Raw genomic sequence first — 24,202 nt, forward strand, 5'->3', positions numbered from 1 at the left:
GACAGATCAGTCGTCGGACCGTTCGGCCAGGCCGGCCGTCCACTTCTCCTCGATCCGGCCCGCCTTCCACACCAGCAGGGCGACGGCCCACGTGGCGAGGAACAGGCCGACGATGACGAAGCCGACCATGTTGAGGTCGAGACCGGAGACCCGGTCCCAGAACGCGCCGCGCAGGTGCAGCTCCCCGGCGAGCAGGCCGAGCAGTTCCACCGTGCCGATGAGGAGTGCGACGGCGACCGACAGACCGGTGACGGTGAGGTTGTAGTAGACCTTGCGGACCGGCTTGGAGAAGGCCCAGCCGTAGGCGAAGTTCATGAACGTGCCGTCGATGGTGTCCAGCAGGGACATGCCGGCCGCGAAGAGCACGGGCAGACAGAGGATGGCGTACCAGGGCAGGCCGGAGGCGGCGCCCGAGCCGGCGAGGACCAGCAGGGCGATCTCCGTCGCCGTGTCGAAGCCGAGCCCGAAGAGCAGGCCCAGCGGGTACATCTGCCAGGGCCTGCTGATCGAGCCGGTGACCCGGCCGAGGAGGCGGTTCATGAAGCCGCGGTTGTCGAGCTGGGCCTCCAGGGCGGCCTCGTCGTAGTGGCCGGAGCGCATCCGGCGGAACACCTTCCAGATACCGGCGAGGATGACGAGGTTGATCCCGGCGATCAGGTACAGGAAGGTCCCGGAGACGGTCGTCCCGATCAGGCCGGTGACCCGGTGCAGGTGCGAGTCGTCGTCGCGGACCGGTCCGGCCAGTGTCTTCATGCCGAGCGAGAGCAGCAGGGCGAGGCCGAAGACCACGCTGGAGTGGCCGAGGGAGAACCAGAAACCCACGGACAGGGGCCGCCGCCCCTCCCCCATCAGCTTGCGGGTGGTGTTGTCGATGGCGGCGATGTGGTCGGCGTCGAAGGCGTGCCGCATGCCCAGGGTGTAGGCGGTGACACCGATGCCGACACCGAAGGACTCGCTGCCGAGGCTGAGGTGCCGCGGTGCCACCACGCCGACGAGCGTGCCCCAGCCGACGAGGTGCAGGACGAGGACGAAGCCGGCCATCCCGCCGACCCTGATCCACTCCTTCCGCGTCATGGAGCCGTGGACGCGGTGCCGGGCCGGGGGCGGGTCCCCGGCCCGGGCGGGGAGGGGCGGAGCGGAATCAGGGGCGGCCGTCACGGGAGGTGCGTTCCTTCGTGGTGCGAGTGCGGCTGCGCTCTACAGCCTTGTGCCATCTTTCCGTAGCTGCAAGCCATGTGCAGTAAAGGCCGCGGCAGGCCTTTCCCATGGGGAGGGAAAGCCGGCCTCCGGGGCCTCGAAGCCCCGGCACCGTCCGTCAGGGTGAGGCGTGCGGGCCGTCCGGGCGGCCGGCGCGCTGCCGGACGGTCTCGCGGCTGAGGTCCTCCGTCTCCGTCTCGGGCAGCCGCTCGAAGCCGTCCTCGGTGATGACCGAGACGACGGGGAAGATCCGGCGGTTCAGGTCCGGGCCGCCGGTGGCCGAGTCGTCGTCGGCCGCGTCGTACAGCGCCTGGAGCGCGGCGAGGGCCGCCTCCCGGCGGGACAGGTCCGGCCGGTACAGCTTCTTCAGGGCGCCCCGGGCGTACGGGGAACCGCTGCCCTCGGCGTGGAAGTGCCGCTTCTCGTACAGCCCGCCGGCCGCGTCGAAGCCGAAGATCCGGCCGCGTCCGCCGCCGGGCGCGGTGAGGTCGTAGCCGACGAGCAGCGGGACGACGACGAGGCCCTGCATGGCCTGGGCGAGGTTCTGCCGGATCATGGCCGAGAGGCGGGTCGCCTTGGCCGCGAGGGTCATGGCAACGCCCTCGATCTTCTCGAAGTGGTTCAGCTCGACCTGGTAGAGCCGCACCATGTCGAGGGCGAGACCGACGGTGCCGGCGAAGGCGACGGCCGTGTGGTCGTCGGCGGGGTGCACCTTCTCCAGGTTGCGCTGGGCGATGAGGTTGCCCATCGTGGCCCGGCGGTCCCCGGCTATCAGCACGCCGTCGCGGTAGGTGAGCGCGAGCACGGTGGTGCCGTGCGGGAACCGGTCCGGGGGCACCTGGACGCCGGGCGGGAACGGGGGCGCGGTGGGCAGCAGCGCCGGCCGGTGCGCGGCCAGGAACTCGGTGAAGGACGCCGTCCCCGGCGTGAAGAAGGCCTCGCTCGGCAGGCCCGCGCTGTCGTTCCCCGGCATGACTCCCCCTCCTGTGTCACACGGCAGTACCCGACTCCTACCTGAAGCGGGTGCGGGGGAAACTCCCCCGCCCTCACAGGGCCTTGCGGCGCACCAGCATCGCGAGCACCAGCAGACCGGGCAGCAGCGGCAGCCACACGGTCAGCAGCCGGTAGCCGAGGACGGCGGACGCGGCGGCGGCTCCCGGGGTGCCGGCGGAGGTGAGGGCGAGGGCCAGCGCGGCGTCCAGCGAGCCGAGGCCGCCCGGGGAGGGCAGCAGGGCGGCGGCGCTGCTCGCCGCGAGGTACAGCAGGGCCACCTGGAGCGGTGCGAGCGGCAGGCCCACGGCCCGGGTGACGGCGATCAGGACCAGCGCGTGCAGTCCCGCGAAGGCCAGGGAGCCGCCCCACAGGGCCGCCGCGCGGGCCGGGCAGGCGTGCAGCGCGCGGATGTCGGCCACCACGGTGCCGAGCGCTCGCCGGCAGTGCGGCCACCAGGGGGTGGCGAGCGGGACCGCCACCAGGACGACGACACCCAGGACGACGGCGACCGCCGTCGGGGAGACCTGCGGCAGGCGCAGCAGCCCCGGGCAGGCCGGGGCGAGCAGCGCGATCAGCGCCAGGCGGACGGCGGCGCCCGCCGTGGCCTTCACGGCGAGCGCGCCGGCCGAGCGGCCGGCCGGGAGCCCGCAGCGCGTCAGGAACCGCAGGTTCACGGCGCCCGCGCCGAGCCCCGCGGGCAGCAGGTGGTTGGCGGCGGAGGCGGCGAACTGGGCGGCGACCAGACGGGGTCCGGGCAGCCGCGGTACGACGGCGCCCTGCTGGGCGAGCGCGGAGGCCGCCCAGGTGCCCATGGCCGCGGCGGCCCCGGCCAGCAGCCACCCCTGGTCGGCGACGGCCAGCCGCCCGGCGCCGCTCTCGACCGCGGGCCAGTGCCGGTGGGCCAGGTACAGCGCGCCGAGCAGTACGGCGAGACAGACGCCGGCCTGCCAGCGGGCGCGCCGGCGGCCGAGGGAGGCGGTGAGCCCGGCCGGGGAGGTCATGAGGCGGCGCCCGGCACGGCGTAGTAGAGCCGCACCGCGCCTACGGGTACGGACGGCCAGTCGCGGGCGTACCGGGGCGGTGCGGACCCGGTCGGCACGAGCGTGGCGACCGGCGTGCGCCGCGCGGTCCGGACGATGCCGTCCTCGGTGATGTTGGCGTTGGGCCCGGCGGTCGCGGCGGAGGAGCAGCCGGCGGCGAAGGCGACCGGAATGGCCTCGTGCCCGGTGACCAGACAGGGCGCCCGCACCCCGCGGCGTTGCATCTCGGCCGCGGTGCGCGCCCAGGCGTCATGCGCGGTGGTGGCCGCGCCGACCACATGCAGGAGGACGGCGAGCTGCACGGCGAGGTGGACGGCGAGACCGACGCCGACCACCGCGAGGACCAGTGGGCGCCGGGCCGGGGGCGGGGCGGGGTGGGAGCCCGGGCGGCGGACCGGGTCCTGGGACGAACGGCGGGCCGTGCCGGGGAGCGGGCGAGGACCCGTACGCCAGTCGGGTCGCGGGGACAGACGCCGAATCGGGCGCGGAATCAGGCGTGACGCCGAGCGCTGGGCCGGCCGCGGGGCCATACGCCGACCGGGGTGGCGGGCTGGGTGGTGGTTCGGGGCGTGGGCCCGGCGGGGGCCCGTGGTCAGGTGTACCAGCGCGTCGGCGACCGGGATCGCGAGGAGGGCGTAGGCGGGCAGCAGGAAGCGGGGTGCCGCGTAGCCGATCAGGAACAGGTAGGGGAACGCGGCGGTGGCCGCGCAGGCGAGGGGCAGCAGCGTGGGCGCCGCGCGCCGGGCGCGGACGGCGACGACCAGCGCGAGGGCGGCCAGCACGGGCAGCGCGAACCACCAGAGCGTGACCAGCGGGTGCGGCAGGGCGCCGGTGCACGGCCGGCACAGCGTGCGCCCGCCCAGGCTGCGCAGTTGGTCGACGACGGCGAAGTGCCAGCCCAGGCCGCCCTGGATCGCCGAGCCGTCGGACAGCCGGCGCGCCAGACCGCCGTAGCTCGCATACGCCTCGACCACCCACTCGGCGGCGCCGGCGGCGAGCCCGGCGAGCAGGACGGCCAGTGCCCTCCAGCGGCGGCGCGCCAGGCCGAGCGCGAGCAGTGGCAGGGTCGCCCAGACCGCGTCCACCGGCCGCATCCACGCCATCAGCACCGCGCTGCCCGCCAGTCCCCACAGGGCGCCCCGGTCGGTGGGGGCGCGCAGGAAGCAGGCGACGGCGGCGAGGGCGGCGACGGCGACCCAGTAGTTGGGCATGGCCTGCGGGCCGTAGAACAGGGTCACCCACAGGGAGGCGAACAGGGCGCCGCCGAAGGCGAGCACCCGGACGGGGAGGAGTCCCCGCCAGGCGCGCAGGGCCAGGAACAGGGCGAGGCCGGAGAGGAGGGCCAGGTAGATCCGCAGCAGCGCCGTGGACGACGACCAGGTCGCCACGGGCGCGACCAGCAGGGAGACGCCCCGGGCGCGGGGTGCGCTGAAGAAGGAGGCGGGAGCGTGTCCGCTGACCTGGCTGACGTACACCGTCTCGTCCCAGCCGAGCCCCAGACCGGGCCGTACGAGGACCAGTTGGGCCAGGCTGAAGGCCACGGCGACGGCCGCCGTCGGCCAGACGGCGCGGCCGGAGCCGGCGGACGCGCGGCGCGCGTGCTCGCGTCTCGCCGCGTCGACTGTCACGTGCGCACCGCCGGCCATGACCACCCCTCCGTCCCCGTCCCCTACAGCCCGTAGGGTCCCACTGTCACCCTACGGCCCGTAGGGCCGGAGACGGGAGCAGGGGAAAACACGGACAAACTAACCCGAAGGTCCCGCGCCTGCCCGCAGGCAGGGCCATCCGGCCGACGGCCCTACGCGCTGTAAGGTTGGGGCATGGGTGGCACAGGGTCCCGCGGCAAGGGGGAACGGCGCAGCGCCGGGGCGCTGGAGAGCGAGGTGCTCGCCGCCCTCTGGGCCACCGAGCGACCGCTGACCCCGGCGGAGATCCAGCACGAGATCGGTGGCGGGCTCGCGTACAACACGGTCCATACGATCCTCAAACGGCTGTACGACAAAGGGCTGGTGCTGCGGGACGCCGACGGGCGGCGCGGCGCGTACCGGCCGGCCAAGAACGCGGCCGAGCTGACCGCCGCGGCGATGCACGAGGCCCTGGACCGGGGGCCCGACCCGATCGCCGCGCTCCAGCAGTTCGTGACCGGGCTGAGCGCCGAGGAGGAGCGGACGCTGCGCGAGCTGCTCGCCGGAGACGGCGCGTGAGGCCGGGCTCGTGAGGTTCGGCGCATGACGTTCGACGTGTACGCCCCGCTGGCGCTGTCACTGCTGCTGTCGGCCGTCGCTCCCGTGCTCGCCCGGCGGGCCGCGCCGGCGCTCGCCGCGCGTGTGCTGGCCTCGGCCGCCGTGCTGACGGCGGCCGCCACCGCCTGGTCGCTCCTGCTGCTGGCCACCGCGCTGCTCGGGGACGCGCCACCGGTGATCCGCGAGGCCCGCGAGGACGGGCACCCGCTGACCGACCCGGTGCCCACGGTGATCGGGCTCGCCGCCTGCCTGGCGCTGGCGGCCGTCGCCGTGCGCGTCCACCGGGCCGTGCGCGCCCAGCGGTGCACGCGGCGTGCGCTACGGCGGCTCGGCGCGGGGCAGCCGGCGGACACCGAGCTGATCGTCGCCGCCTCGGAGGTGCCGCGGGCGTTCGCGATCCCGGGACGGCCGGGCCGGATCCTGGTCACCTCCGCGATGCTGAACGCGCTGGACCCCGCGGAACGACGGGTGCTCCTCGCGCACGAGCGGGCCCATCTCACCCACCGGCACGGGCTGTTGGTGTCGGCGGTCACGCTCGCGGCGGCGGCCGATCCGCTGCTGGAACCGGTGCGTGCCGCGGTCGCCTTCCTCGTGGAGCGGTGGGCCGACGAACGGGCGGCGGCCGTGGTCGGGGACCGGCGGGTGACCGCGCGGGCGCTGGCCCGGGCCGCGCTCAGCGCGGGCCGGGCGCGCCTGGGCTGCGCCCTGCAGTTCACCGACCGGGCCGTCACCCGCCGGATCGCGGCCCTCCAGACGAGTCCGCCCCCGCGCCTGTGGTCCGCGGCCCTGGCCGTCCTCGCCCTCGGCACCCTGCCGGCCCTGCTCGCCGCGGACGCGACCAGCGACCTGCTGCACCTGCTGTCCGGGGCGCTCGACTGAGGGACCGCGAGCCCGGCATGGCGCGGCACCCCACGCCCCGGGCCGACGCCCAGCACGCCCCGCGACACCCCGGGCACTCGACCCCCGGCCCCTGCGAAGCCCGGGCCACCAGAGCCCGACGCCCCACCACGCCCCGGGGACACTCAACCCCCGACCCGTGCGAAGCCCGAGCCACCAGACGTCCAAGCCCACCACGCCCCGCGACACCCCGGGGCACTCGACCCCCGGCCTACGCGGAGCCCGGGTCACCACCGGCACCCGTCCCCGTCCGGCGAGCGGCATCCTCGGCAGTCGGCCAGCACCCCGACGGCACTCGACCACCACCCGGTGTCCAGCCCCGGCCGACGGCCGCTCACCCCCCGGACGCGCCGCCTCGTCCACCACCGGGCGCCCGGTGCACCGGTTGTTCCGGCGTAGGGCGCTGCGGTGCCGGTGGTACCGCGCGGACGGCCGGGTCGTCGGTGCGCACCGTCAGCGGCTCGCCGTGGTGGCGGAGCGTCAGCGGTGGCCCGTCCAGGAGCGCGTACGTCACCTTGTCCGCGCCGATGTCCACGCGCAGCCGGCGCCCGCGGAACTGGACGTGGAAGGCGAGGCGGCGCAGCCGCTCGGGCAGGCGGGGTGCGAACCGCAGCCGGTCGCCGTCGCGCCGCATGCCGCCGAAGCCCGCGACCAGGGCCATCCAGGTGCCGGCGAGAGAGGCGATGTGCAGTCCGTCCCGCGTGTTGTGCTCCAGGTCCTGGAGGTCCATCAGCGCGGCCTCGGCGGTGTAGGCGTAGGCGAGGTCCAGGTGGCCGGTCTGGGCGGCGATGACCGCCTGGCAGCAGGCGGACAGGGAGGAGTCGCGGACGGTCAGCGGCTCGTAGTAGGCGAAGTTCCGGGCGATCTGCTCCTCGTCGTGTTCCCGCTCGAAGTAGTCGCCGCAGGTGTACATGGCCAGCACCAGGTCGGCCTGTTTGACGACCTGCTTGCGGTAGAGGTCGAAGTAGGGGAAGTGGAGCAGCAGCGGGTACTGGTCGGGGCGGGTGCCCTCGAAGTCCCAGCGCTGGTAGCGGGTGAAGCCGGCGTGCTGTTCGTGGACGCCGAGTTCGGCGTTGTAGGGGATGTGCATGGCGTCGGCGGCGTCCCGCCAGGCCGCGCTCTCCTCCTCGTCCACCCCGAGCCGCCGCGCCTGGTCCGGGTGCCGTTCGACGGCGTCGGCGGCGGCGCGCAGGTTCTGGCGGGCCATCAGGTTGGTGTAGGCGTTGTCGTCGGCGACCGCGCTGTACTCGTCGGGGCCGGTGACGCCGTCGAGGTGGAAGACGCCGTGGGTGTCGTGGTGGCCGAGCGACCGCCACAGCCGGGCCGTCTCCACCAGCAGTTCCACACCGGTCTCCCGCTCGAAGGCCGTGTCGCCGGTGGCCTCGACGTACCGGACGACGGCGTCGGCTATGCCGGCGTTGACGTGGAAGGCGGCGGTGCCGGCCGGCCAGTACGCGGAGCCCTCCGGCCCGGCGATGGTCCGCCAGGGGAACGCGGCGCCGGCGAGCCCGAGTTGGGCCGCGCGTTCGCGGGCCTCGTCCAGGGTGCTGTAGCGCCAGCGCAGGGCCTCGGCGACGGCTTGGGGGGCGGTGTGGGTGAGCACGGGCAGCACGAACATCTCGGTGTCCCAGAAGGCGTGCCCGTCGTAGCCGGAGCCGGTCAGGCCCTTCGCCGGGATCGCGCGTTGCTCGGCGCGGGCACCGGCCTGCAGGACGTGGAACAGCGCGAACCGGACGGCCTGCTGGATCTCCTCGTCGCCCTCCACCTCGACGTCGGCGCGGGCCCAGAAGTCGTCCAGGCAGGCCCGTTGGTCGTCGAGGAGGCCCTGCCAGCCGTCGTGTCCGGCGGCGGCGAGCGCGGCGTCGACCTGGTCGGCCATCGCGGGCAGCGACCGGGTGCCGGACCAGCCGTGGGCGACCAGCTTCTCCACCCGCAGGGTCTGTCCGGGTTCCAGCACGGAGGTGACGGTCAGCCGGGCCACGTCGATGCCGCTCTCGCTGCGGCTGGTGGTGCGTTCGGGTCCGGTGACGACGTGGTCGGCGGCGACTGCGACCCTGAGACCGCTGCGCCGGGTGCGGTGCACCAGCCGCAGCCGGTTGCCGGAGGCGAAGCCGTCCTCCTGCTCCAGCGGGGACTTCAGCGCCTTCGCCGCGCGCGGGTCGCCGTCGGGGTCGGGCAGGCTCTCGTTGGCGACCAGCTCGGACTGGATCACCACCCGGCTGCGGCTGCCGACGGCCTCCACCTCGTAGGCGACGGCGGCCACCGCCCGCTGGGTCAGCGAGACCAGGCGGGTGGAGCGCACCCGGACCGTGGAGCCGGCCGGGGAGGTCCACTCGCAGGTCCGCTCCAGCACCCCGCGGCGCAGGTCCAGGACGCGTTCGTGGGCGACGAGCCGGCCGTAGCGCAGGTCGAACGGCTCGTCGTCCACCAGCAGCCGGATGATCTTTCCGTTGGTGACGTTGATGACGGTCTGCCCGGACTCCGGGTAGCCGTAGCCGGCCTCCGCGTACGGCAGCGGGTGCACCTCGTGCACGCCGTTGAGGTAGCTGCCGGGCAGGCCGTGCGGTTCGCCCTCGTCGAGGTTGCCGCGCCAGCCGACGTGCCCGTTGGACAGGGCGAACACCGACTCGCTCTGGGCGAGGACGTCGAGGTCGAGGGCGGTCTCCCGGACGGTCCACGGTTCGACGCCGTAGGAGCGGTCGGTGATCACTGCTTGCCTCCCAGTTCGGCCAGGTCCTTGACGACGGTGTCGGCGCCGTGCGCGTACAGCGCGTCGGTCTGACCGACCCGGTCGACGCCGACGACGTGGCCGAAGCCGCCGGCGCGGCCGGCGTCCATGCCGGCCAGCGCGTCCTCGAAGACGGCCGCGCGGGACGCCTCGACGCCGAGGTCGCGGGCGGCGGCGAGGAAGGTGTCGGGGTGCGGCTTGCCCGGCAGGTTCCGCTCGGCCGCGACCACGCCGTCGATCCGCACGTCGAAGAAGTGCTCGGCGCCGACCGCGCGCAGCACGTCCCGGCAGTTGGCGCTGGAGGAGACGATCGCGGTGCGCAGCCCCGCGGCGCGGACCGCCTCCAGGTACCGCAGGGTGCCCTCGTAGGCCTCGACCCCGCCGGTGCGGATCTTCTCCAGCAGCAGTTCGTTCTTGCGGTTGCCCAGGCCGTGCACGGTGCGGGCGTCCGGCGGGTCGTCCGGGCCGCCTTCGGGGAGGTGGATGCCGCGTGAGTCGAGGAAGGCGCGGACGCCGTCGGCGCGGGGGCGGCCGTCGACGTACTCGTCGTAGTCGGTGACGGCGTCGAACGGCCGTCCCTGTTCCCCCTCGTAGTCACGCAGGAAGGCGTCGAACGTCTCCTTCCAGGCCGCCGCGTGCACGACGGCGGTCTTGGTGACGACCCCGTCGAGGTCGAAGAGACAGGCCTGGATGGTGTCGGGCAGACCGAGCTGAGTCATATCCGGACTGTTCCCCGCGAAGTGGCCGTCCAGTGGGTGGCGCACGCCACACTCCCGGCGGGCGGGGGGTGTCACACTCTCTGTGTGCCGCTGACCTTCGACGATCTCCTCGCCCGTGCCCGTGCCCTGCCCCGGGACGGCCGGCGCGCCCTGCTCGGCATCGCGGGCAGCCCCGGTGCGGGCAAGACGACGCTCGCCGAACGGCTGGTGGACGCGCTGAACGGCGACGGCCCGCGGTGGGCGGCGCACGTGCCGATGGACGGTTTCCATCTGGCGGACGCCGAGCTGGACCGGCTGGGCCGCCGGGACCGCAAGGGCGCGCCGGACACCTTCGACGCGGCCGGGTACGCGGCGCTGCTCGGGCGGCTGCGCGAGGAGACCGACGAGGTCGTGTACGCGCCGGGGTTCGAGCGGGTGCTGGAGCAGCCGCTCGCGGGCGCCATCCCGGTGCCGCCCGAGGCCCGGCTGGTGGTGACCGAGGGAAACTACCTGCTGCTGCGGGAGGGTTCGTGGGCGCGGGTACGGCCGTGCCTGGACGAGGTGTGGTTCTGCGAGGTCGCCGAGGACGAGCGGATCCGCCGGCTGGTCGCCCGGCACGAGGAGTTCGGCAAGGAGCACGAGGCGGCCGTGGCCTGGGTGCTGGGCTCGGACCAGCACAACGCCGACCTGGTCGCGACGACGCGGCAGTGGGCGGACCTGGTGGTGCCGGCCGGCGTGCCGCTCCCCGCGAGCTGACGTTCCGCCGCCGGCCGGGCGGTGGCCCGGTCGCGTGCGATTCCGTGCGCCCAGGCCCGCGCGTTCACCCTCCGCACACGCGCCCGCCACCGAAGCCTCCCCGGCGGGACACGAACCGGTCCTGGATATGCGCCCGTTCACCTTCTAGCTCCCGCGTTCCTCCCGGGACCGCACAACTGCGCACATCGGCGGAGACGTTCCCGGAAAATCTCCGAGAGGCACAGGCATGCCGTCATCTTCCGGGCACCGCTCCCCAGTACTGAACCGGCGCGGGTTCCTCACGACCTCGCCTTCCGCGTCGGCAGGGGTGCTCGCCGCGCCGGCCGCCACCGGTACACGGGCGGGACCGTGCTGGCCGAGGGTGCGCTGGTGGCCGGCTCCGAGGACGCGCTCGGGCACGGGGACGCGCGGGTGACCGGCGGCACGCTGCGGGTGCCGGAGGGGCTGCGGGTGCGCGGCGCCTGGGTCCAGGACGCGGGAACGCTGGAGGTCACCGTGCGGGCCGGCGGCAAGGCGCCGCTGACCGTCGGACACCGGGCCGTGCTCGGCGGCCCGGCCGTGCTGGCGCTGCGGCTGGACGCCGAACGGCCGCCTGCCGCGGGCAGCACGCTGCCGGTCGTCGCCGCGCCCCGGCCGGCCGGGCGGTTCGAGCGGATCGAGGTGAACTCCGACCGGCTGCGGGCCGTACCCGTGTACACGGCAGAAGGTCTGTCGGTGCGACTCGTGCGGCGGTGACGGCCGCGGGGGCGGCGGCGGTGCGACGGTAGGGCCATGATCAGGCCCCCGCGCCGGTCCGCCCCCGCACGGCCGGTTCCGCCGCTGGACGGATGATGGCGCGCGAACAGAACCCGGTCCTCACCCCCGCCGCTCCCGCCGCGGTCCCGGCACGGCAGGGCACCTCACAGCGGTGGGCCGGCCTGCGCCGGCACCGGCGGTGGCTGCCGCCGTTCCTCGTCGTCCTGCTCCTGGGGCAGATGGCCGCGGCGATGGTCACCACGGCCGTGCAGCAGACCCCCACCATCGACGAGCCGGTGTACGTCGCCACGGCCACCGACTACCTGCGCGAGCACCGGGTGCGTTACAACCCCGAGCACCCGCCGCTCGGCAAGCTGCTGATCGCGGCCGGGGTGGCGGTGGCGGACCCGCACTACGACCCGTCGTACCGCGGCGACCAGGGGCAGGTGGGCCGGCATCTGCTGTACGCGTCGGGCAACGACCCCTGGCGGCTGATGCTGTGGGCGCGGCTGCCGGTGATCGCGGTGACGCTGCTGTGCGGGCTGGTGGTGTTCGCCTTCGCCCGGGACCTGACGGGTACGGCGGGCGGCCTGGTCGCGCTCGCCCTGTACGCGTTCTCGCCCGACGTGATCGCGCACGGTTCCCTGGCCACGCTCGACCTGCCGGCGGCCGGGTGCGTCCTGACCGCGGCCTGGCTGACATGGCGGGCCCGGCAGCGCCCCGTCCTGTACCTGCCGCTCGCCGGGGCGGCGCTGGGCGCGGCCACGGCGACCAAGATGAGCGCCCTGCCCGCGGTACCGGTGCTCATGGCGCTGGCGGCGCTGTCCGCCCTGACCGCGCGCCGGTCCGCCCCGGCCTCGCGGCGCCGGCCCCTGCCCTGGCTCGGGGCGCGGCGGCCGGCGGCGTCGGCGCTGGTGGGCGCCGTCGTCGTCGCGGTCGTGGCCGTCGCCGTCGTGTGGGCCGCGTATCTCGTCGTCGACCCGCGGTTGCGGTTCGCGCCCGCCGAGCCGGTGCCGGGCGTGCACGGGCCGCGGGCGCGGCTGGTGGAGCTGCTGCCGGTGCCGCCGGCGTACCGGGCGGGGATGCGGGTGCAGTTCGGGCTGGAGGAGCAGCCCTGGCAGGGGTATCTGTTCGGGCACCTGTACACCGGCTCGCACTGGTACTACCTGCCGGCCGCCCTGCTGGTGAAGACCCCGCTCGGGCTGCTGGCGCTGGGCGCGGCCGGTGCCGTCGCGGTCGTGGCGGTACGGCGGCTGCGTCCCGCGGCGCCGTACCTGCTGGTGCCGCCCCTCGTGCTGCTCGCGACGGCGATGACGGGGGCGCGGGACTTCGGCACCCGGTATGCGCTGTTCGTACCGGTGTCCCTCGCGGTGGCGGCGGCCTGCGTGCTCACCCTCCGGTGGCGGTGGCGCGGGCTCCTCACCGGCGCACTGGTGCTGTGGGTGGCGGTGAGTTCGCTGCGGACGTTCCCCTACTACCTGCCGTATGCCAACGAGGCGTTCGGCGGCCCGGCGCACACCCACCGGCTGCTGCACGACTCCAACGTGGACTGGGGCCAGGATTTGGGCCGGCTCGCCGACCGGCTCCGGGAGCGGTACCCGGGCGAGCGGGTGTGGCTGGTGTACAAGGGCAGCGGCGTCCCGTCGTACTACGGCATCCACGCGACGGATCCGCGCACGGTGCCGCGGGAGCGGGTGCACGGGCTGCTGGTGGTGTCGGACTCCGCCGCCGCCAAGGCGCGCGGCCGGCTCGCGGAGCTGCTGGCGAGCAGCCGGCCGGTCGGCGAAGTGGGCCATTCCATCGGCCTGTACCGGCGGTGAGCCCGGCGTCTCAACCCCCTGGTCACGACGGTCGGTGAGCTATGTTGAGTCCTCGTGGCAGACAAAGGAGGCCGACCGGTGCCCTCGCCGCAGCAGGCACGCGCACAGGCATCAGCGATCACGTCGGGCAGGACGGTGCCCGCGGCCGAGGCCGCCCCGACCTCCCGGCTCAGGGAACTCTTCGACGGCCCGCGTCTGTCGCCGGGGCAGCGGCGCATCGCCCAGTATCTGATCGAGCACATCACCGAGGCCGCGTTCCTGTCGATCACCGAGCTCGCCGACCGGGTCGGGGTCAGCCAGCCCTCCGTCACGCGCTTCGCCGCCGCCGTCGGCTTCAGCGGCTACCCGGCGCTGCGCGAGAAGCTCCAGTCGATCGCGCTGAGCAGCCTCGCCGGCGGCCCCGGCGAGGAGGACCGGGCCAACGAGTTGCAGGCGGCCGTCGACGCCGAGATCGAGAACCTGGAGAACCTGCGGCGGGACTTCGCCGATCCCGACCGGGTCATCGACGTCGGCCGCGAGCTGTCCCGCTCCACCCCGCTGACCGTGCTGGGCCTGCGGATCTCGGTGTCGCTCGCCGAGTACTTCGGCTACGCGGCCCGCCGTATCCACCCGGACGTGCGGCTGGTGACCCGAGGCGGCAGCGTGGCCTACGACGCGCTGTTGCAGTCCCGCGAGGCCGGCGGCACCTGGGTGCTGGCCTTCGCCATGCCCCGGCACTCCCAGGAGACGCTGCACGCCGTCCGGGTGGCGCGCGGCGCGGGTCTGAAGGTCGCCCTGGTGACCGACCTGGCGCTCGGGCCGCTGGCCGACGAGGCCGACGTCACCTTCGCCACCGGCACCGGCTCCCGGCTGGTGTTCGACTCCTATGCCGCGCCCGGTGTGCTGGCCGCGGCGCTGCTTCAGGCCATGACGGACGCCGATCCGGAGCGCACCCAGGCCCGGCTGGAGAAGTACGAGCAGCTCTCCGACCAGCACCAGTTCTTCCTCAAGGACTGAGCCGAGGCCCGTACGGCCGATCCTGCCGCCCGCCGAGGGCATCCGTGAAGATCTTGCGGTCCTCCCCGCCATGGACAGGGATGATTCACCGCATATCGCGCATGAATGTTTTCATACGTCTTGCAAACCGGTCGGCATATATAAATACTGCTCGGCGGGCTCCCCCGCTCGTCCGGGGCCCGCGCACGGACGCCCCCTGCCGCCGTCCCCTACCCACGTCGGCGCCCGGGGCGTACCGGGGCACGTCGTCTGCGCGACGCGCCCGTGGCGGCCCCGGTCATCCCCTAGACCGGGGCCGCCCCGAACCCGTCGACACCCTCCGACGCCGCACACCGGAAGCGATGAACATGCCCCTGACCAGCACGCGCATCAGCCCAGACTGGCCCTGTCAGGTCAAGACGCCGGGCTCGTACGACTGGGAACGCTCGGCCGCCAAGTGGCTGCGCGAGCTGATCCCCGCGCGCTACTCCAGCTACCCGGCGCTCATCCGGCACCCGGTCCTGCTGGCCCGGCACGCGCAGATCCAGGTGCAGCAGGAGATCCGGGTCGCGCGGACCGCCCTGCAGACCGCGCGGGCCGAACTGCCCGTCCTCGGACTGCCCGAATCGGTGATCGAGCACACGATCAAGCTGTACGCGGCCGAGGTGTTGCAGTTGCAGCACATCGCGCGCAGCGTCCGCGTGGTCAGCGAGGCCCTGGCCGCCCGCGGCACGGCCCGCTGACCTGGCCCGGGCCGCTCCCTCAGCCCTCTCCCGCCCTGCCCCGCCCCGCCGCTTCCCGAGCCGTCGATCCCGTCCACCGGTCGTGTGGATCCCGACCCGGCAGACGAGTGATCGAACGGGCCAGGATGTGCAATGCTCATCGCGTGACGAGCGAGCCCCTGCCTCCGGTGGACCGCGGCAACAGCGCCGATGTCGCGGCGCTGGCCAAGGTCGTGGCCCGGCAGCGCGCCGAAATGGAACGGCTGCGGGACCTGGCCGCCACCTCCGCGGTGCTGGAGCGCGCCAAGGGCGTGCTGATGGCCGTCACTTCCTGTACCCCGGACGCCGCCCACCAGGAGCTCGTCCAGCGCGCCAAGGACGGCAACCGCACCCTCCTCGAACAGTGCTGGCTCACCCTGGGCGCCCTGCCGCCCCGGCAGCAGCCCGCCACGACCTCCGCTCCGGCCACCGTCCGCTCCTGGGAGAGCGTGCCCGCCGGCACCACGGACCTGACGGACGTCCTGGGACACATCGGGCGCGACCTGCTCCGGGTCGGCTCGCCGCACGAGCTGACCGGATGCCTGCTGGACCACCTCGCGTCCGAGGCGGCCGCCGACGCGGTGCTGCTGTACGAACGGCTGCCCGAGGGCGGGCTCGGACTGGTCGGGTACGCCGGCATCGACCCCACCCTCGCCGCCCAGTGGCGCCAGCTCCCTCCGGTGACCAGCGTGGCGGCGCTGGACGCCCTGGAGTCCGGGGAGCCGCGCTGGCTGGAGAACATCGCCCTGGACCGCGCCCGGTACCTGCTCATCGGGGACCCGCCCGAACGGTGGCTCACCCGGGCCTGGCTGCCCGTGCCGGCCGGGGACACCGCGTACGCCGCCCTCGGGGTGCTGCGCCGGCACGGCGAGCCGTTCACGGATCGCGAGCGTGAGCTGCTGCGGGCCGTGGCCCGGCTGTGCGCGGGCCGGCTGCGGGCCTTCGACAGCCCGCGCGGCGGCGTGCCCGCGGACGTCTCCCAGACCGTGCAGGCGGTGTTCGACGCGCTGCCGGGCGCGGCGATCCTGCTGACCCCGCTGCGCGCGCCCTCCGGCGAGGTGGAGGACTACATCATCGAGGCCGCCACCCCGGAGGCTGTCGACGTGTTCGGCCGCACCGGCCGGGACATGGTCGGCAGGCGGGTCCTGGAGAGCTATCCGTCGGTCGCGGGCGAACCGCTGTGGCGGGGCTATCTACAGGCACTCGAAACCGGAGTGCCCTTCGAGGGCGAGCCGTTCGCCTACCAGGACGTGGTCGGCGAGGTGCCCGTGACCGCCACCTACACGGTGCGGGCCGCCCCGCTCGGCGAGCGCCTGGTGGTGACCTGGCTGCGGCACGACCCGGTGGAGCGCCAGGAGCAGCGCCTGGCCGACGTGCAGCGGCTCGGCAACCTCGGCTGGGCCAACTGGAACCTGATCACCCAGGAGACCTCCTGGGCCTCGCAGACGTACGCCGTGCTCGGCCTGCACCCCGGGCAGCGGCCGGTCCGTCTGGAGGAGCTGCCCGACCTGGCACTGCCCGAGGACACCGGGCCGCTGGCCCACGCGATCGCCGAGCTCGTCTCCCACGGCCACCCGTTCGACGTGCCCTTCCGGCTCGAGACCCCCGAGGGGGTCCGGCATCTGCGGATGGTCGCCGAGGCCGTCATGGCGCCCGACGGTGCCCCGGTCGAGGTGCACGGCTTCGTCCAGGACCTGACCGCGCAGCGCAGCGCGGAACTCGCGCTGGTGGAGAGCGAGCGCGCGATGCTGCTCCAGCGCGGCATCCTCCAGGCCGAACGGGCGCTGGCGGCCCGGCTCCAGCACGCCCTGCTGCCGCTGCCCAGCAAGCCGGTGCGGCTGGCCGGGCTGCGCATCGAGGTCGCCTACCTGCCCGCGCAGGCCGGCATCCACGTCGGCGGCGACTGGTTCAGCGCCATCGAACTGCCCGACTACGACGCGCTGTTCGTGGTCGGCGACGTGGCGGGCCACGGCATCGACGCCGTGGCCACCATGGCCCAGCTCAGGTTCACCGCGAAGGGCATGGTCAGCACCGGCTCCTCGCTCACCGGGGCGCTGGCACGGCTCAACCAGCTGCTGCTGCACTCCCGCGACAGCCAGATCACCGCCACCATGGTCCTCGCCCGCTACAGCCCCGAGCAGCAGGTCCTCGCCTGGGCGCAGGCCGGGCACCCGCCGCCGCTGCTGGTGCGCCGGGGCGAGGTCCGCTTCCTCGACCGGCCCGGCGGCATGCTGCTCGGCGCGACGGCCTCCCCCGCCTACGAGTCGCGGGAACTGCGGCTGGAACCCGGTGACCGGCTGCTGCTCTACACCGACGGCCTGGTCGAACGCCCCGGCGAGGGCCTGGACGCGGGCTTCGCCCGGCTGGCCGAGGCGGTGCGCGCCCACGGCCGCGGCGAGTCCGGCTCCCTGGACGCGCTGCTCGCGACGATGCTGGCGGACGAGCGGCGCGACGACGTGTGCGTGCTCGACATCCGGATGCCCCTGGAGGACGTGCAGGACGGGTCGGAGGCCCCGGAGGGGTGACGGCGGTGTCCGGACGGGGCACGCTCGGGCCTGGGGGCGGTCGCACCTCGGCCCTGGGGTGGCCGTGCTCAGTCCACGGGGTGACCGGCGTCGATGCTGACGGCGTCGGAGAGGCGCAGCAGGGGTCCGCTGCGGCCCCCGCCCCACTCGATGGGGTCGAGCACGAAGCCGACGTGGTCGCCGCCGTCGGTGCGCTGCAGGATGGCACCGACGAACCAGGCCGCCGTGTCCTCCAGGACGGCGGCGCCGCCGTGCCGCTCCCGCCAGGCGAGCCCCGCGAACTTGTCGACCTCGTCGCCCGTCTCGCCGCCGAAGAGTTCCGCCAGGTCCCGTTGGTCGCGGGTGAGCAGATGGACGGCGAGGAACTGCGCGGCCCGGGCGACCCGGTAGGTCTGGTTGGCCTTGGACAGCCACACGGCGAACCGGGGCGGCTGGATGGAGCACTGCGAGGCGAAGCCGACCAGACAACCGGCCCGCCTGCCGCCCGCCGCGGCGGTCACGACGCACATGTCCGGGTCCAGTCGGTCGAAGAAGCCGTCCAGGTCCCCTCGCGTCTGCCGGTCCCCCGTGCCGCTCTCGTCCGCCATCCCGTTCCGCTCCCGTCCGCCGCCACCCGGTCCCGGCCCGCGCGGGCCGCGCGGTGGTCCTCGTGTGCCCGGTGTACCGCTCATGAATCGTCGCCGAAGCCGGTACGGGACTCCAGCGCACGGCGCGTGTCGTTCCCGTAGACGCCCGTCTCGTCGCCGCTGACGCCGTACCAGAGCTGGAAGCGGGCCACGGCCTCGGTGAGCGTGGCGTCGTAGGTGCCGTCGGTGGCGCCGTCGCGGTAGACGTCCGGGATGCGCAGCAGGCGTTGCTGGAGGTCGGCGACCTCGGCGCCGGTGTCGCCCTGGCGGAGGGTGCCGGGGCCGTCGGGGTCGGGCGCGGTGGCGGGGGTCGTGGGTTCGGCCGACGCGGTGGGGGCCGGCGGGCCGCCTGCCGCGGTGGCGGGCGGTGCGGTCGTGGCCGGCGGGGCCGGGCGGGCGGTCGCGGCGGCCTGCTGGCGGCCGGGCAGGAGCAGGGCGCAGCCGAAGCCGGCGAGGGCTGCCGCCGCCACGACCACGGCCACGACGGCCCGGCGCCCGGCCTGGCGGGCACCGGGGGTGGCCGTCGCGGGTGTGACCGAGCAGGGAGGTGTCGAGCGGGGTGCGGCCGGAACGGGTACGCGCGGGAGTTCCTGGGTGTCGTCCTCGTGGGTCGCAGGATCGGGCCGGATCTCCCGCATGAGTTCCGCGAGGGCGTCGAAGCGGCGTAGACGCACGACCCTGACGGGCTCCAGGACCGGTCCGGGCGGCGGCTGTTCGGGGTCGGGCGGTGTCGGCACCTGGCTCTCCTTCCGTCCCGTGGGCGGGGGCGGGGCTTCCGCGGCCCGCGTGCTCAGATACGGCGCTGACAGCGGCCTCGTTCAGGTGCCGGCGCCGGCGGCACGGCCCGGGACGGGCGCGGGCGGTGGGTTCACACGTGGAGGTGCCGTTGCATCCAGTCGGCCGCGGCGCGGCGGAACAGGCGCCGGTTCTCCGCCCGCAAGAAGTCGTGCCCTTCGTCGCGCAGGGTCAGCAGTTCCGCGTGGATGCCCCGTTCCCGGGCGGCCCGTACGAACTGCTGGGACTCGCCCGGCGGCACGTTGGTGTCGTGTTCGCCGTGGACGGCCAGCAGCGGGACGCGCAGGGCGTCGATGCGGCTCATCGGTGACAGGGCGCGCAGCAGCTCACGGTCGCGCTCCGGGTGGCCGTACTTGTACGCCGCCGACTCCGCGATCCACGGCTCCGTACCGGCGAAGAAGGTGAGGAAGTCGGACATGCCGCAGACGGCGACTCCGGTGCGGAACAGGTCCGGGTGCCACACGAGGGAGGCGAACGTCAGATAGCCGCCGTACGAGCGGCCCATGACCGCGAGCCGCGTCGGGTCGGCGGGGCCCGCGGTGACCGCGTGGACCGCGCAGTCCGCGACGTCGTCGAGGGCGGCGAAGCGGCCCGCGCCCAGGTCGGCGTCGACGAACGAGCGGCCGTGGCCCAGGGAGCCCCGGACGTCGGGTGCGAAGACGTCCAGGCCACGCCCGACCAGCTCGTGGTAGAGCGGGTTGAACACCGGGCGTTCCTGTTCCTCCGGTCCGCCGTGCAGGTGGATCACACAGGGTGCGGGTTCGTCGGGGGCGCGCCCCGGCGCCCGGTAGTACCAGCCGTTCAGGGGCAGCCCGTCCCGCGCGGTCAGGCGCACGGGGACGGGGCGTACCGGTGGGCGGCCCGGCGGTACGGCGTCCTCGTCCTGGGAGGACCAGGGGGTGCGCAGCAGGGACACGCCTTCGTGGGCCCACCAGACGCCCGGCCGGCGCTGCGATCCGGACAGCGCGAGCAGCAGGCGCCCGGCACCGGCGGCGGTGACGCGCGTGACGACCTCGTGGGGCAGGTCCAACGGCCTTGCCGGGCCCGTGTCGTCCGGGGTCCGCTCCGCCGGGTCGGGGGTCCGCCCCGCCGGGAAGGTCTCGACGAGTTCCAGCTCGCTCGCGCCTCGCACGTTCCACGAGAGCGCGGCGGTGCGGCCGTCGTGAGCCAGCGCCAGGAGTTCGAGGTCGCTTCCCGCGCGCTCCGCCGCGACCGACACCGCGTGCGGCGCGCCGTCGGCGTCCAGCCCCACCGCGAGGAGTGCCGCGTACTCGCGGTCGTGGTTGCTGCGCAGCCACAGCGTCCGCCCGTCCCGGGAGAACCGGCCGATCCACGGGTCGCCGTCGGCGACCGGCACGTCGAGGGTGGTCACCGAGTCGGCCGTGCGCAGGACGACCGCCTCGCGGCGTCCGCGCGGCCCCCGGCGCAGCAGCGCGAGGCGGCCGTCATGGCTGAGGTCGCACGCGCGCAGGGAGGCGGCGTGGGTCTCGGTGACGAGCAGGACGGGCGAGGCCAGGCCGTCGGGGTCGGTCAGGTAGACCGACAGGCCGCCGTCCGGTCGAGCGGCCGGGGCCGTGGCGCCGGTCGGCGTCCCGTTCGGCGCCGTCCCCGAGGCGGCGTCGTACGCGGCCGGGCCGAGGAGCGTGGCGTGACCGTCCCGGTCCGCCCAGTCGGCCGCCGGAAGCGTCACGGCGAGCCGGCCGTCCGCCGGACCGTAGTCCGTCAGGGCCTGCCGCGCCAGGCCCCGGTACGCGGCGGCCGGAGCCGCGACGGTGACGGCGACGGCCGAGCCGTCGTGCGCCCAGCAGCCCAGGTAGGCGGAGCTGGCCGGGTCGGCCCCCGCCAGGATGCGGCGGCCGGTGCCGTCGGGCCGCACGCAGAGCACCCGTGAGTGCTCACCGCCGCCCGGCGCCGTGGTGTAGGCGATCCAGCGGCCGTCCGGAGACCAGGAGACCTCCTTGACCGGATCCGGTGAGGAGTCGAGCAGCCGGACGTCGTCACCGTCGACGGGCCCGGCCCACAGCTGGGGGACGCCGCCCCGGTCACAGATGAAGGCCGCCTCGCTGCCGTCGGGGTGCGCGGAGGGGTACCAGCAGCCGTGCGCGCGCAGCCGGGTCACCGCGTCTCGCGGTCCGCCCGCCTCGGGCAGCGGCACCGGCGCGGGGGCGGCCGCACAGGCGGCGCCGAGAAGGTCCCCCGTCCGGCGGTCCGGGGGCCGGGTCGGGCTCGGCCCGGGTGGTCCGGGGCGGGTGAGGGCGGACGCCGGGCCGTGCGTCGCCGGGGTGCCCCGGTCGTCGGTCACTTGATTCCGTGGGTCTGCAGCCATATCTCCAGCACAGCGATCTGCCACAGCGCGTTCGCGCCCCGCCTGGTCCGGTGCTCGTCGGGCGCCTTGAGCAGGTCCGCCACGTACGCGTCCCGGTACACACCGCGTCGCCGGGCCTCCGGCGCCTCCAGTGCCTCACGCACGCGCCGCAGGACGGGACCCGCCATGTGCCGGATGGCCGGCACGGGGAAGTATCCCTTGGGGCGGTCGACGACCTCGTGGGGCAGGAGCTTTCGGCCCGCCTCCTTCAGCACGCCCTTGCCACCGTCGGCGAGTTTGAGTTCCGGCGGGCAGGCCGCCGCCAGCTCGACCAGTTCGTGGTCGAGGAACGGCACCCGGGCCTCCAGGCCCCAGGCCATGGTCATGTTGTCGACCCGTTTGACGGGGTCGTCGACGAGCATGACGTGCGTGTCCAGCCGGAGAGCGGCGTCCAGCGCCGTCTCCGCCCCCGGTCGCGCCATGTGCTCGCGTACGAAGCGTCCCGAGACGTCCTCGTCGGGCAGCACGTCGGGCCGCAGGATCCGGGCGAGGTCGGCGTGCGGCCGGTCGAAGTAGGTCGCGGCGTACTGCTCCGGCTCGTCCTCGCGGGCGACGGACGCCAGCTCCGGGTACCAGTGGTAGCCGGCGAAGACCTCGTCGGCGCCCTGCCCGCTCTGCACGACCTTCACCTCCTTGGACACCTGCTCGGACAGCAGGTGGAAGGCGACCACGTCGTGGCTGATCATCGGCTCGCTCATCGCCGCGAACGCCCCGTCCAGAGCCGTGGACACCCGCTCGGAGGGAACCATCAGCCGACGGTGGTCGGTGCCGAACTCCCGGGCCACGAGGTCGGAGTACCGGAACTCGTCGCCCTTCTCGCCGCCCTCCGTCTCGAACCCGACGCTGAACGTCATCAGGTCGCGTTGGCCCTCGTCGGCCAGCAACGCGACGATGAGGCTGGAGTCGAGGCCGCCGGAGAGCAGGACACCGACCGGCACGTCGGCCACCGTGCGCCGGCGCACGGCCACGCGCAGCGCGTCCAGCACCGCGTCACGCCATTCGTCCGCCGTCATGTCGGCGTGCTCGGCCCGGCGCGTGTAGGACGGCTGCCAGTAGTGGCGGTCCCGGTACGTGCCGTCCGGTTCGACGACCCGAACGGTGGCCGGGGGGAGCTTGCGCACCCCGTTGAGGACGGTGCGCGGCGCCGCGACCGTGGCGTGCCAGCTCAGGTACTGGTGCAGGGCCACCGGATCGAGTGAGGTGTCCACGTCTCCGGCGGCCAGGAGAGCGGGCAGCGTGGAGGCGAAACGCAGCCGGCCCGGCGTTCGCGCCAGGTACAGGGGCTTGATCCCGAGCCGGTCGCGGGCGAGGACGACGCGGCCGGTCCGGTGCTCGACGATCGCGAAGGCGAACATGCCGCGGAACCGCTCCACGCACGCGGTCCCCCACTGCCGGTAGGCGTTGAGCACCACCTCCGTGTCCGACGTCGACGCGAAGCGGTGCCCGAGACCGCGCAGCTCCTCCCGCAGCTCCGGATAGTTGTAGACGCAGCCGTTGAAGACGCCGGTGACCTCGCCCCGGACGTCCGTCATGGGCTGGGCCCCGCTGTCCGACAGGTCGATGATCTTCAGTCGGCGATGTCCCAGCGCGACCGCGCCCCGTCTCCAGGTTCCCTGCCCGTCGGGGCCGCGGGCGGCGAGCCCCTCCGTCATGCGTCCGACGGCCTCGAGGTCCGGCGACCGTCCGTCGAAGCGGACCTCCCCGCTCAGACCGCACATGACGCCCCGCCTTCGCCCGGAGCACCGGCGCGCCCACCGGAGAGGAGCTGGACGGTTCTGCGATACATGACGCCCCCTTCTCAAGACGACAGAACGTGTCGGGCGGCTCGCGGGTCAGCGACGGCCACCACCGACGTGCCGCAGCGCGGTACGGGACCGGCCGGCTCCCTGACGGACTCCACCGGCCGGTCGACGGCCGGTGGCATCCGGGGACCCGGGGCCGGCGGAGGAGTGGGGCACGAGCGGCCCGCTCTCCCTGTCCAGGGCGACTCCTCCTCCACCCGCACCGGGCGGCTGCGGCGGCTTGTGTCGTGTTCGAGTGCCCAGGCCCTGAGCGGGTAAGCCCCGGACCGCGCACTTCACGCGCCGGCACGTGGTGCACTCGGTGTATGAACCATGTCCGGACCGAGCCCGAGGACGGGAGTCCTACGTCGCGCCCGGAGCTGATCACCTTCGGCCACGGCACGGCCGATCGGGCGACGCTGGCCGCGCTCCTGCGGGAAGCCGGCGTGGCGGCCGTGGTGGACGTCCGGACCGCACCGGGCAGTCGCCGGAATCCGGACCTGGCACGGCAGCGGCTGGCCCGGTGGATGCCCGAGGAGCGGATCGCCTACCGGTGGGAGCCGCGCCTTGGCGGGTGGCGCAAGCCGTCGCCGGACTCACCCGACACCGTCTGGCGCAACGAGTCCTTCCGGGGTTACGCCGCTCACACACGCAGCGCGGAGTTCGTGGCCGCCATGGACGGCGTGATGCGGCAGGCAGCCGAGGAGCGTACCGCGGTGATGTGCAGTGAGGCCGTGTGGTGGAGATGCCACCGGCGCCTGATCGCGGACTTCGCCGTCCTGGCCCGCGGCGCGCTCGTCCTGCACCTGATGCACGACGGGCGCCTCACGGCGCACAGCCCGACGCCAGGTGTACGCCTCCGCGGCGACGGCCTTCTGGTCTACGACGCCGGTCCGCGGGAAGCCGGGTGATCCTGTCCGCTCCCCTCCCGTCCGCTCACCCCCTGGCGCGCAGAGCCGCCGGCGAACTCCGCACCGGACGGCCGCGTGTCGCCGTCACGATCGGCTGACCGGCTGACCGGCTGGGAAACACGCCATGGGACGCAGAGAGCAGTGCGCCGTCGCCGCCTCCGGACAGTGGACGGACGAGGAGGACGGCCGGCGCCGACTGCCCGCCGACGAGGTCCACGCGTGGGAGCCGGGGTCGAACCAGACCGGCTGCGGCGCGTGTGCCCGCGCTGCGCGTCCGTGGCCGGACGTCGCGGCGACGACGCACGGCCGCGGTGGCACCGCACCCGTCCCCGGCCGTGCGAGCCGCCCCGGGCCAA

19 protein-coding genes and 1 pseudogene are annotated in these 24,202 nt (G+C 74.7%); 10 read left to right on the top strand and 10 right to left on the bottom strand.

Annotation, left to right across the window (positions count from 1 at the left end; genetic code table 11):
* Nucleotides 1-6 precede the first annotated feature (6 nt).
* From OO52_RS03480 to OO52_RS03495, 4 genes are all read right to left on the bottom strand, one after another.
* Nucleotides 7-1,158, bottom strand: a complete 1,152-nt coding sequence (locus tag OO52_RS03480; protein ID WP_030640813.1) for a HoxN/HupN/NixA family nickel/cobalt transporter — start codon at nucleotides 1,156-1,158, stop codon at nucleotides 7-9.
* A 157-nt stretch (nucleotides 1,159-1,315) separates the two neighbouring features.
* Nucleotides 1,316-2,170 carry a proteasome subunit beta gene (prcB, locus tag OO52_RS03485; protein WP_030640814.1) on the bottom strand — a complete coding sequence of 285 codons (855 nt, stop codon included), beginning with the start codon at nucleotides 2,168-2,170 and terminating at the stop codon, nucleotides 1,316-1,318.
* A gap of 73 nt (nucleotides 2,171-2,243) precedes the next feature.
* A complete protein-coding gene (locus OO52_RS03490) occupies nucleotides 2,244-3,191 on the bottom strand; it encodes a lysylphosphatidylglycerol synthase domain-containing protein (RefSeq protein ID WP_030640816.1) in 948 nt (315 codons plus the stop codon).
* Nucleotides 3,188-4,876, bottom strand: coding sequence for a hypothetical protein (locus OO52_RS03495; protein WP_030640818.1), 1,689 nt, complete (start codon nucleotides 4,874-4,876; stop codon nucleotides 3,188-3,190). Before OO52_RS03495 ends, OO52_RS03490 begins: the two co-directional genes overlap by 4 nt.
* Before the next feature lie 174 nt (nucleotides 4,877-5,050).
* On the opposite strand from OO52_RS03495, the gene OO52_RS03500 reads away from it, so the two are divergent.
* Nucleotides 5,051-5,434, top strand: a complete 384-nt coding sequence (locus OO52_RS03500) for a BlaI/MecI/CopY family transcriptional regulator (RefSeq protein ID WP_030640820.1) — start codon at nucleotides 5,051-5,053, stop codon at nucleotides 5,432-5,434.
* A gap of 24 nt (nucleotides 5,435-5,458) precedes the next feature.
* Nucleotides 5,459-6,352 (top strand): M56 family metallopeptidase, encoded by an 894-nt coding sequence (locus OO52_RS03505; RefSeq protein ID WP_030640822.1) that lies wholly within the window; start codon nucleotides 5,459-5,461, stop codon nucleotides 6,350-6,352.
* Between the two features lie 352 nt (nucleotides 6,353-6,704).
* On the opposite strand, the gene OO52_RS03510 is transcribed toward OO52_RS03505, so the two are convergent.
* Together OO52_RS03510 and OO52_RS03515 are read right to left on the bottom strand one after the other, a co-directional pair.
* On the bottom strand, nucleotides 6,705-9,080 hold the full coding sequence (locus OO52_RS03510) for a glycoside hydrolase family 65 protein (protein ID WP_030640824.1): 2,376 nt from the start codon (nucleotides 9,078-9,080) through the stop codon (nucleotides 6,705-6,707).
* Nucleotides 9,077-9,817: an HAD family hydrolase gene (locus tag OO52_RS03515; protein ID WP_030640826.1), complete on the bottom strand. Its 741-nt coding sequence runs from the start codon at nucleotides 9,815-9,817 to the stop codon at nucleotides 9,077-9,079. The genes OO52_RS03510 and OO52_RS03515 overlap by 4 nt, the downstream gene beginning before the upstream one ends.
* Before the next feature lie 84 nt (nucleotides 9,818-9,901).
* Between OO52_RS03515 and OO52_RS03520 the strand changes: the two genes are divergently transcribed.
* From OO52_RS03520 to OO52_RS03545, 6 genes are all read left to right on the top strand, one after another.
* Nucleotides 9,902-10,552 (top strand): nucleoside/nucleotide kinase family protein, encoded by a 651-nt coding sequence (locus tag OO52_RS03520; protein ID WP_030640828.1) that lies wholly within the window; start codon nucleotides 9,902-9,904, stop codon nucleotides 10,550-10,552.
* A 348-nt stretch (nucleotides 10,553-10,900) separates the two neighbouring features.
* The gene (locus OO52_RS03525; RefSeq protein ID WP_030640831.1) at nucleotides 10,901-11,287 is read left to right on the top strand and encodes a hypothetical protein; all 387 of its coding nucleotides are present in this window, start codon (nucleotides 10,901-10,903) and stop codon (nucleotides 11,285-11,287) included.
* Nucleotides 11,288-11,379: 92 nt separating this feature from the next.
* Nucleotides 11,380-13,107, top strand: a complete 1,728-nt coding sequence (locus tag OO52_RS03530; protein WP_030640833.1) for an ArnT family glycosyltransferase — start codon at nucleotides 11,380-11,382, stop codon at nucleotides 13,105-13,107.
* A 78-nt stretch (nucleotides 13,108-13,185) separates the two neighbouring features.
* Nucleotides 13,186-14,103: a MurR/RpiR family transcriptional regulator gene (locus OO52_RS03535; protein WP_030640834.1), complete on the top strand. Its 918-nt coding sequence runs from the start codon at nucleotides 13,186-13,188 to the stop codon at nucleotides 14,101-14,103.
* 341 nt (nucleotides 14,104-14,444) lie between these two features.
* Nucleotides 14,445-14,825, top strand: a complete 381-nt coding sequence (locus tag OO52_RS03540; RefSeq protein WP_030640836.1) for a hypothetical protein — start codon at nucleotides 14,445-14,447, stop codon at nucleotides 14,823-14,825.
* A 125-nt stretch (nucleotides 14,826-14,950) separates the two neighbouring features.
* The gene (locus OO52_RS03545; RefSeq protein ID WP_234339345.1) at nucleotides 14,951-17,368 is read left to right on the top strand and encodes a SpoIIE family protein phosphatase; all 2,418 of its coding nucleotides are present in this window, start codon (nucleotides 14,951-14,953) and stop codon (nucleotides 17,366-17,368) included.
* 68 nt (nucleotides 17,369-17,436) lie between these two features.
* Here OO52_RS03545 and OO52_RS03550 read toward each other — a convergent pair whose 3' ends face one another.
* The 4 genes from OO52_RS03550 to OO52_RS03565 form a co-directional block, all read right to left on the bottom strand.
* A complete protein-coding gene (locus tag OO52_RS03550) occupies nucleotides 17,437-17,955 on the bottom strand; it encodes a flavin reductase family protein (protein ID WP_037628562.1) in 519 nt (172 codons plus the stop codon).
* A gap of 80 nt (nucleotides 17,956-18,035) precedes the next feature.
* Complete coding sequence (locus OO52_RS03555) at nucleotides 18,036-18,731, bottom strand: peptidoglycan-binding domain-containing protein (RefSeq protein WP_030640840.1); 696 nt, start codon at nucleotides 18,729-18,731, stop codon at nucleotides 18,036-18,038.
* 131 nt (nucleotides 18,732-18,862) lie between these two features.
* The gene (locus OO52_RS03560) at nucleotides 18,863-21,091 is read right to left on the bottom strand and encodes a S9 family peptidase (RefSeq protein WP_030640841.1); all 2,229 of its coding nucleotides are present in this window, start codon (nucleotides 21,089-21,091) and stop codon (nucleotides 18,863-18,865) included.
* A complete protein-coding gene (locus OO52_RS03565) occupies nucleotides 21,088-22,872 on the bottom strand; it encodes an N-acetylglutaminylglutamine amidotransferase (protein WP_030640842.1) in 1,785 nt (594 codons plus the stop codon). Before OO52_RS03565 ends, OO52_RS03560 begins: the two co-directional genes overlap by 4 nt.
* Nucleotides 22,873-23,261: 389 nt before the next feature.
* Here OO52_RS03565 and OO52_RS03570 point away from each other — a divergent pair, with 389 nt between their 5' ends.
* Together OO52_RS03570 and OO52_RS52445 are read left to right on the top strand one after the other, a co-directional pair.
* The gene (locus OO52_RS03570) at nucleotides 23,262-23,846 is read left to right on the top strand and encodes a DUF488 domain-containing protein (protein ID WP_030640843.1); all 585 of its coding nucleotides are present in this window, start codon (nucleotides 23,262-23,264) and stop codon (nucleotides 23,844-23,846) included.
* Between the two features lie 124 nt (nucleotides 23,847-23,970).
* Nucleotides 23,971-24,182 (top strand): annotated as a pseudogene (locus OO52_RS52445) (hypothetical protein); the annotation flags it as partial.
* Between the last annotated feature and the right edge of the window lie 20 nt (nucleotides 24,183-24,202).

Origin of the sequence: Streptomyces flaveolus (genome assembly GCF_000716535.1) — a bacterium.
Lineage (GTDB): Bacteria > Actinomycetota > Actinomycetes > Streptomycetales > Streptomycetaceae > Streptomyces > Streptomyces flaveolus_A.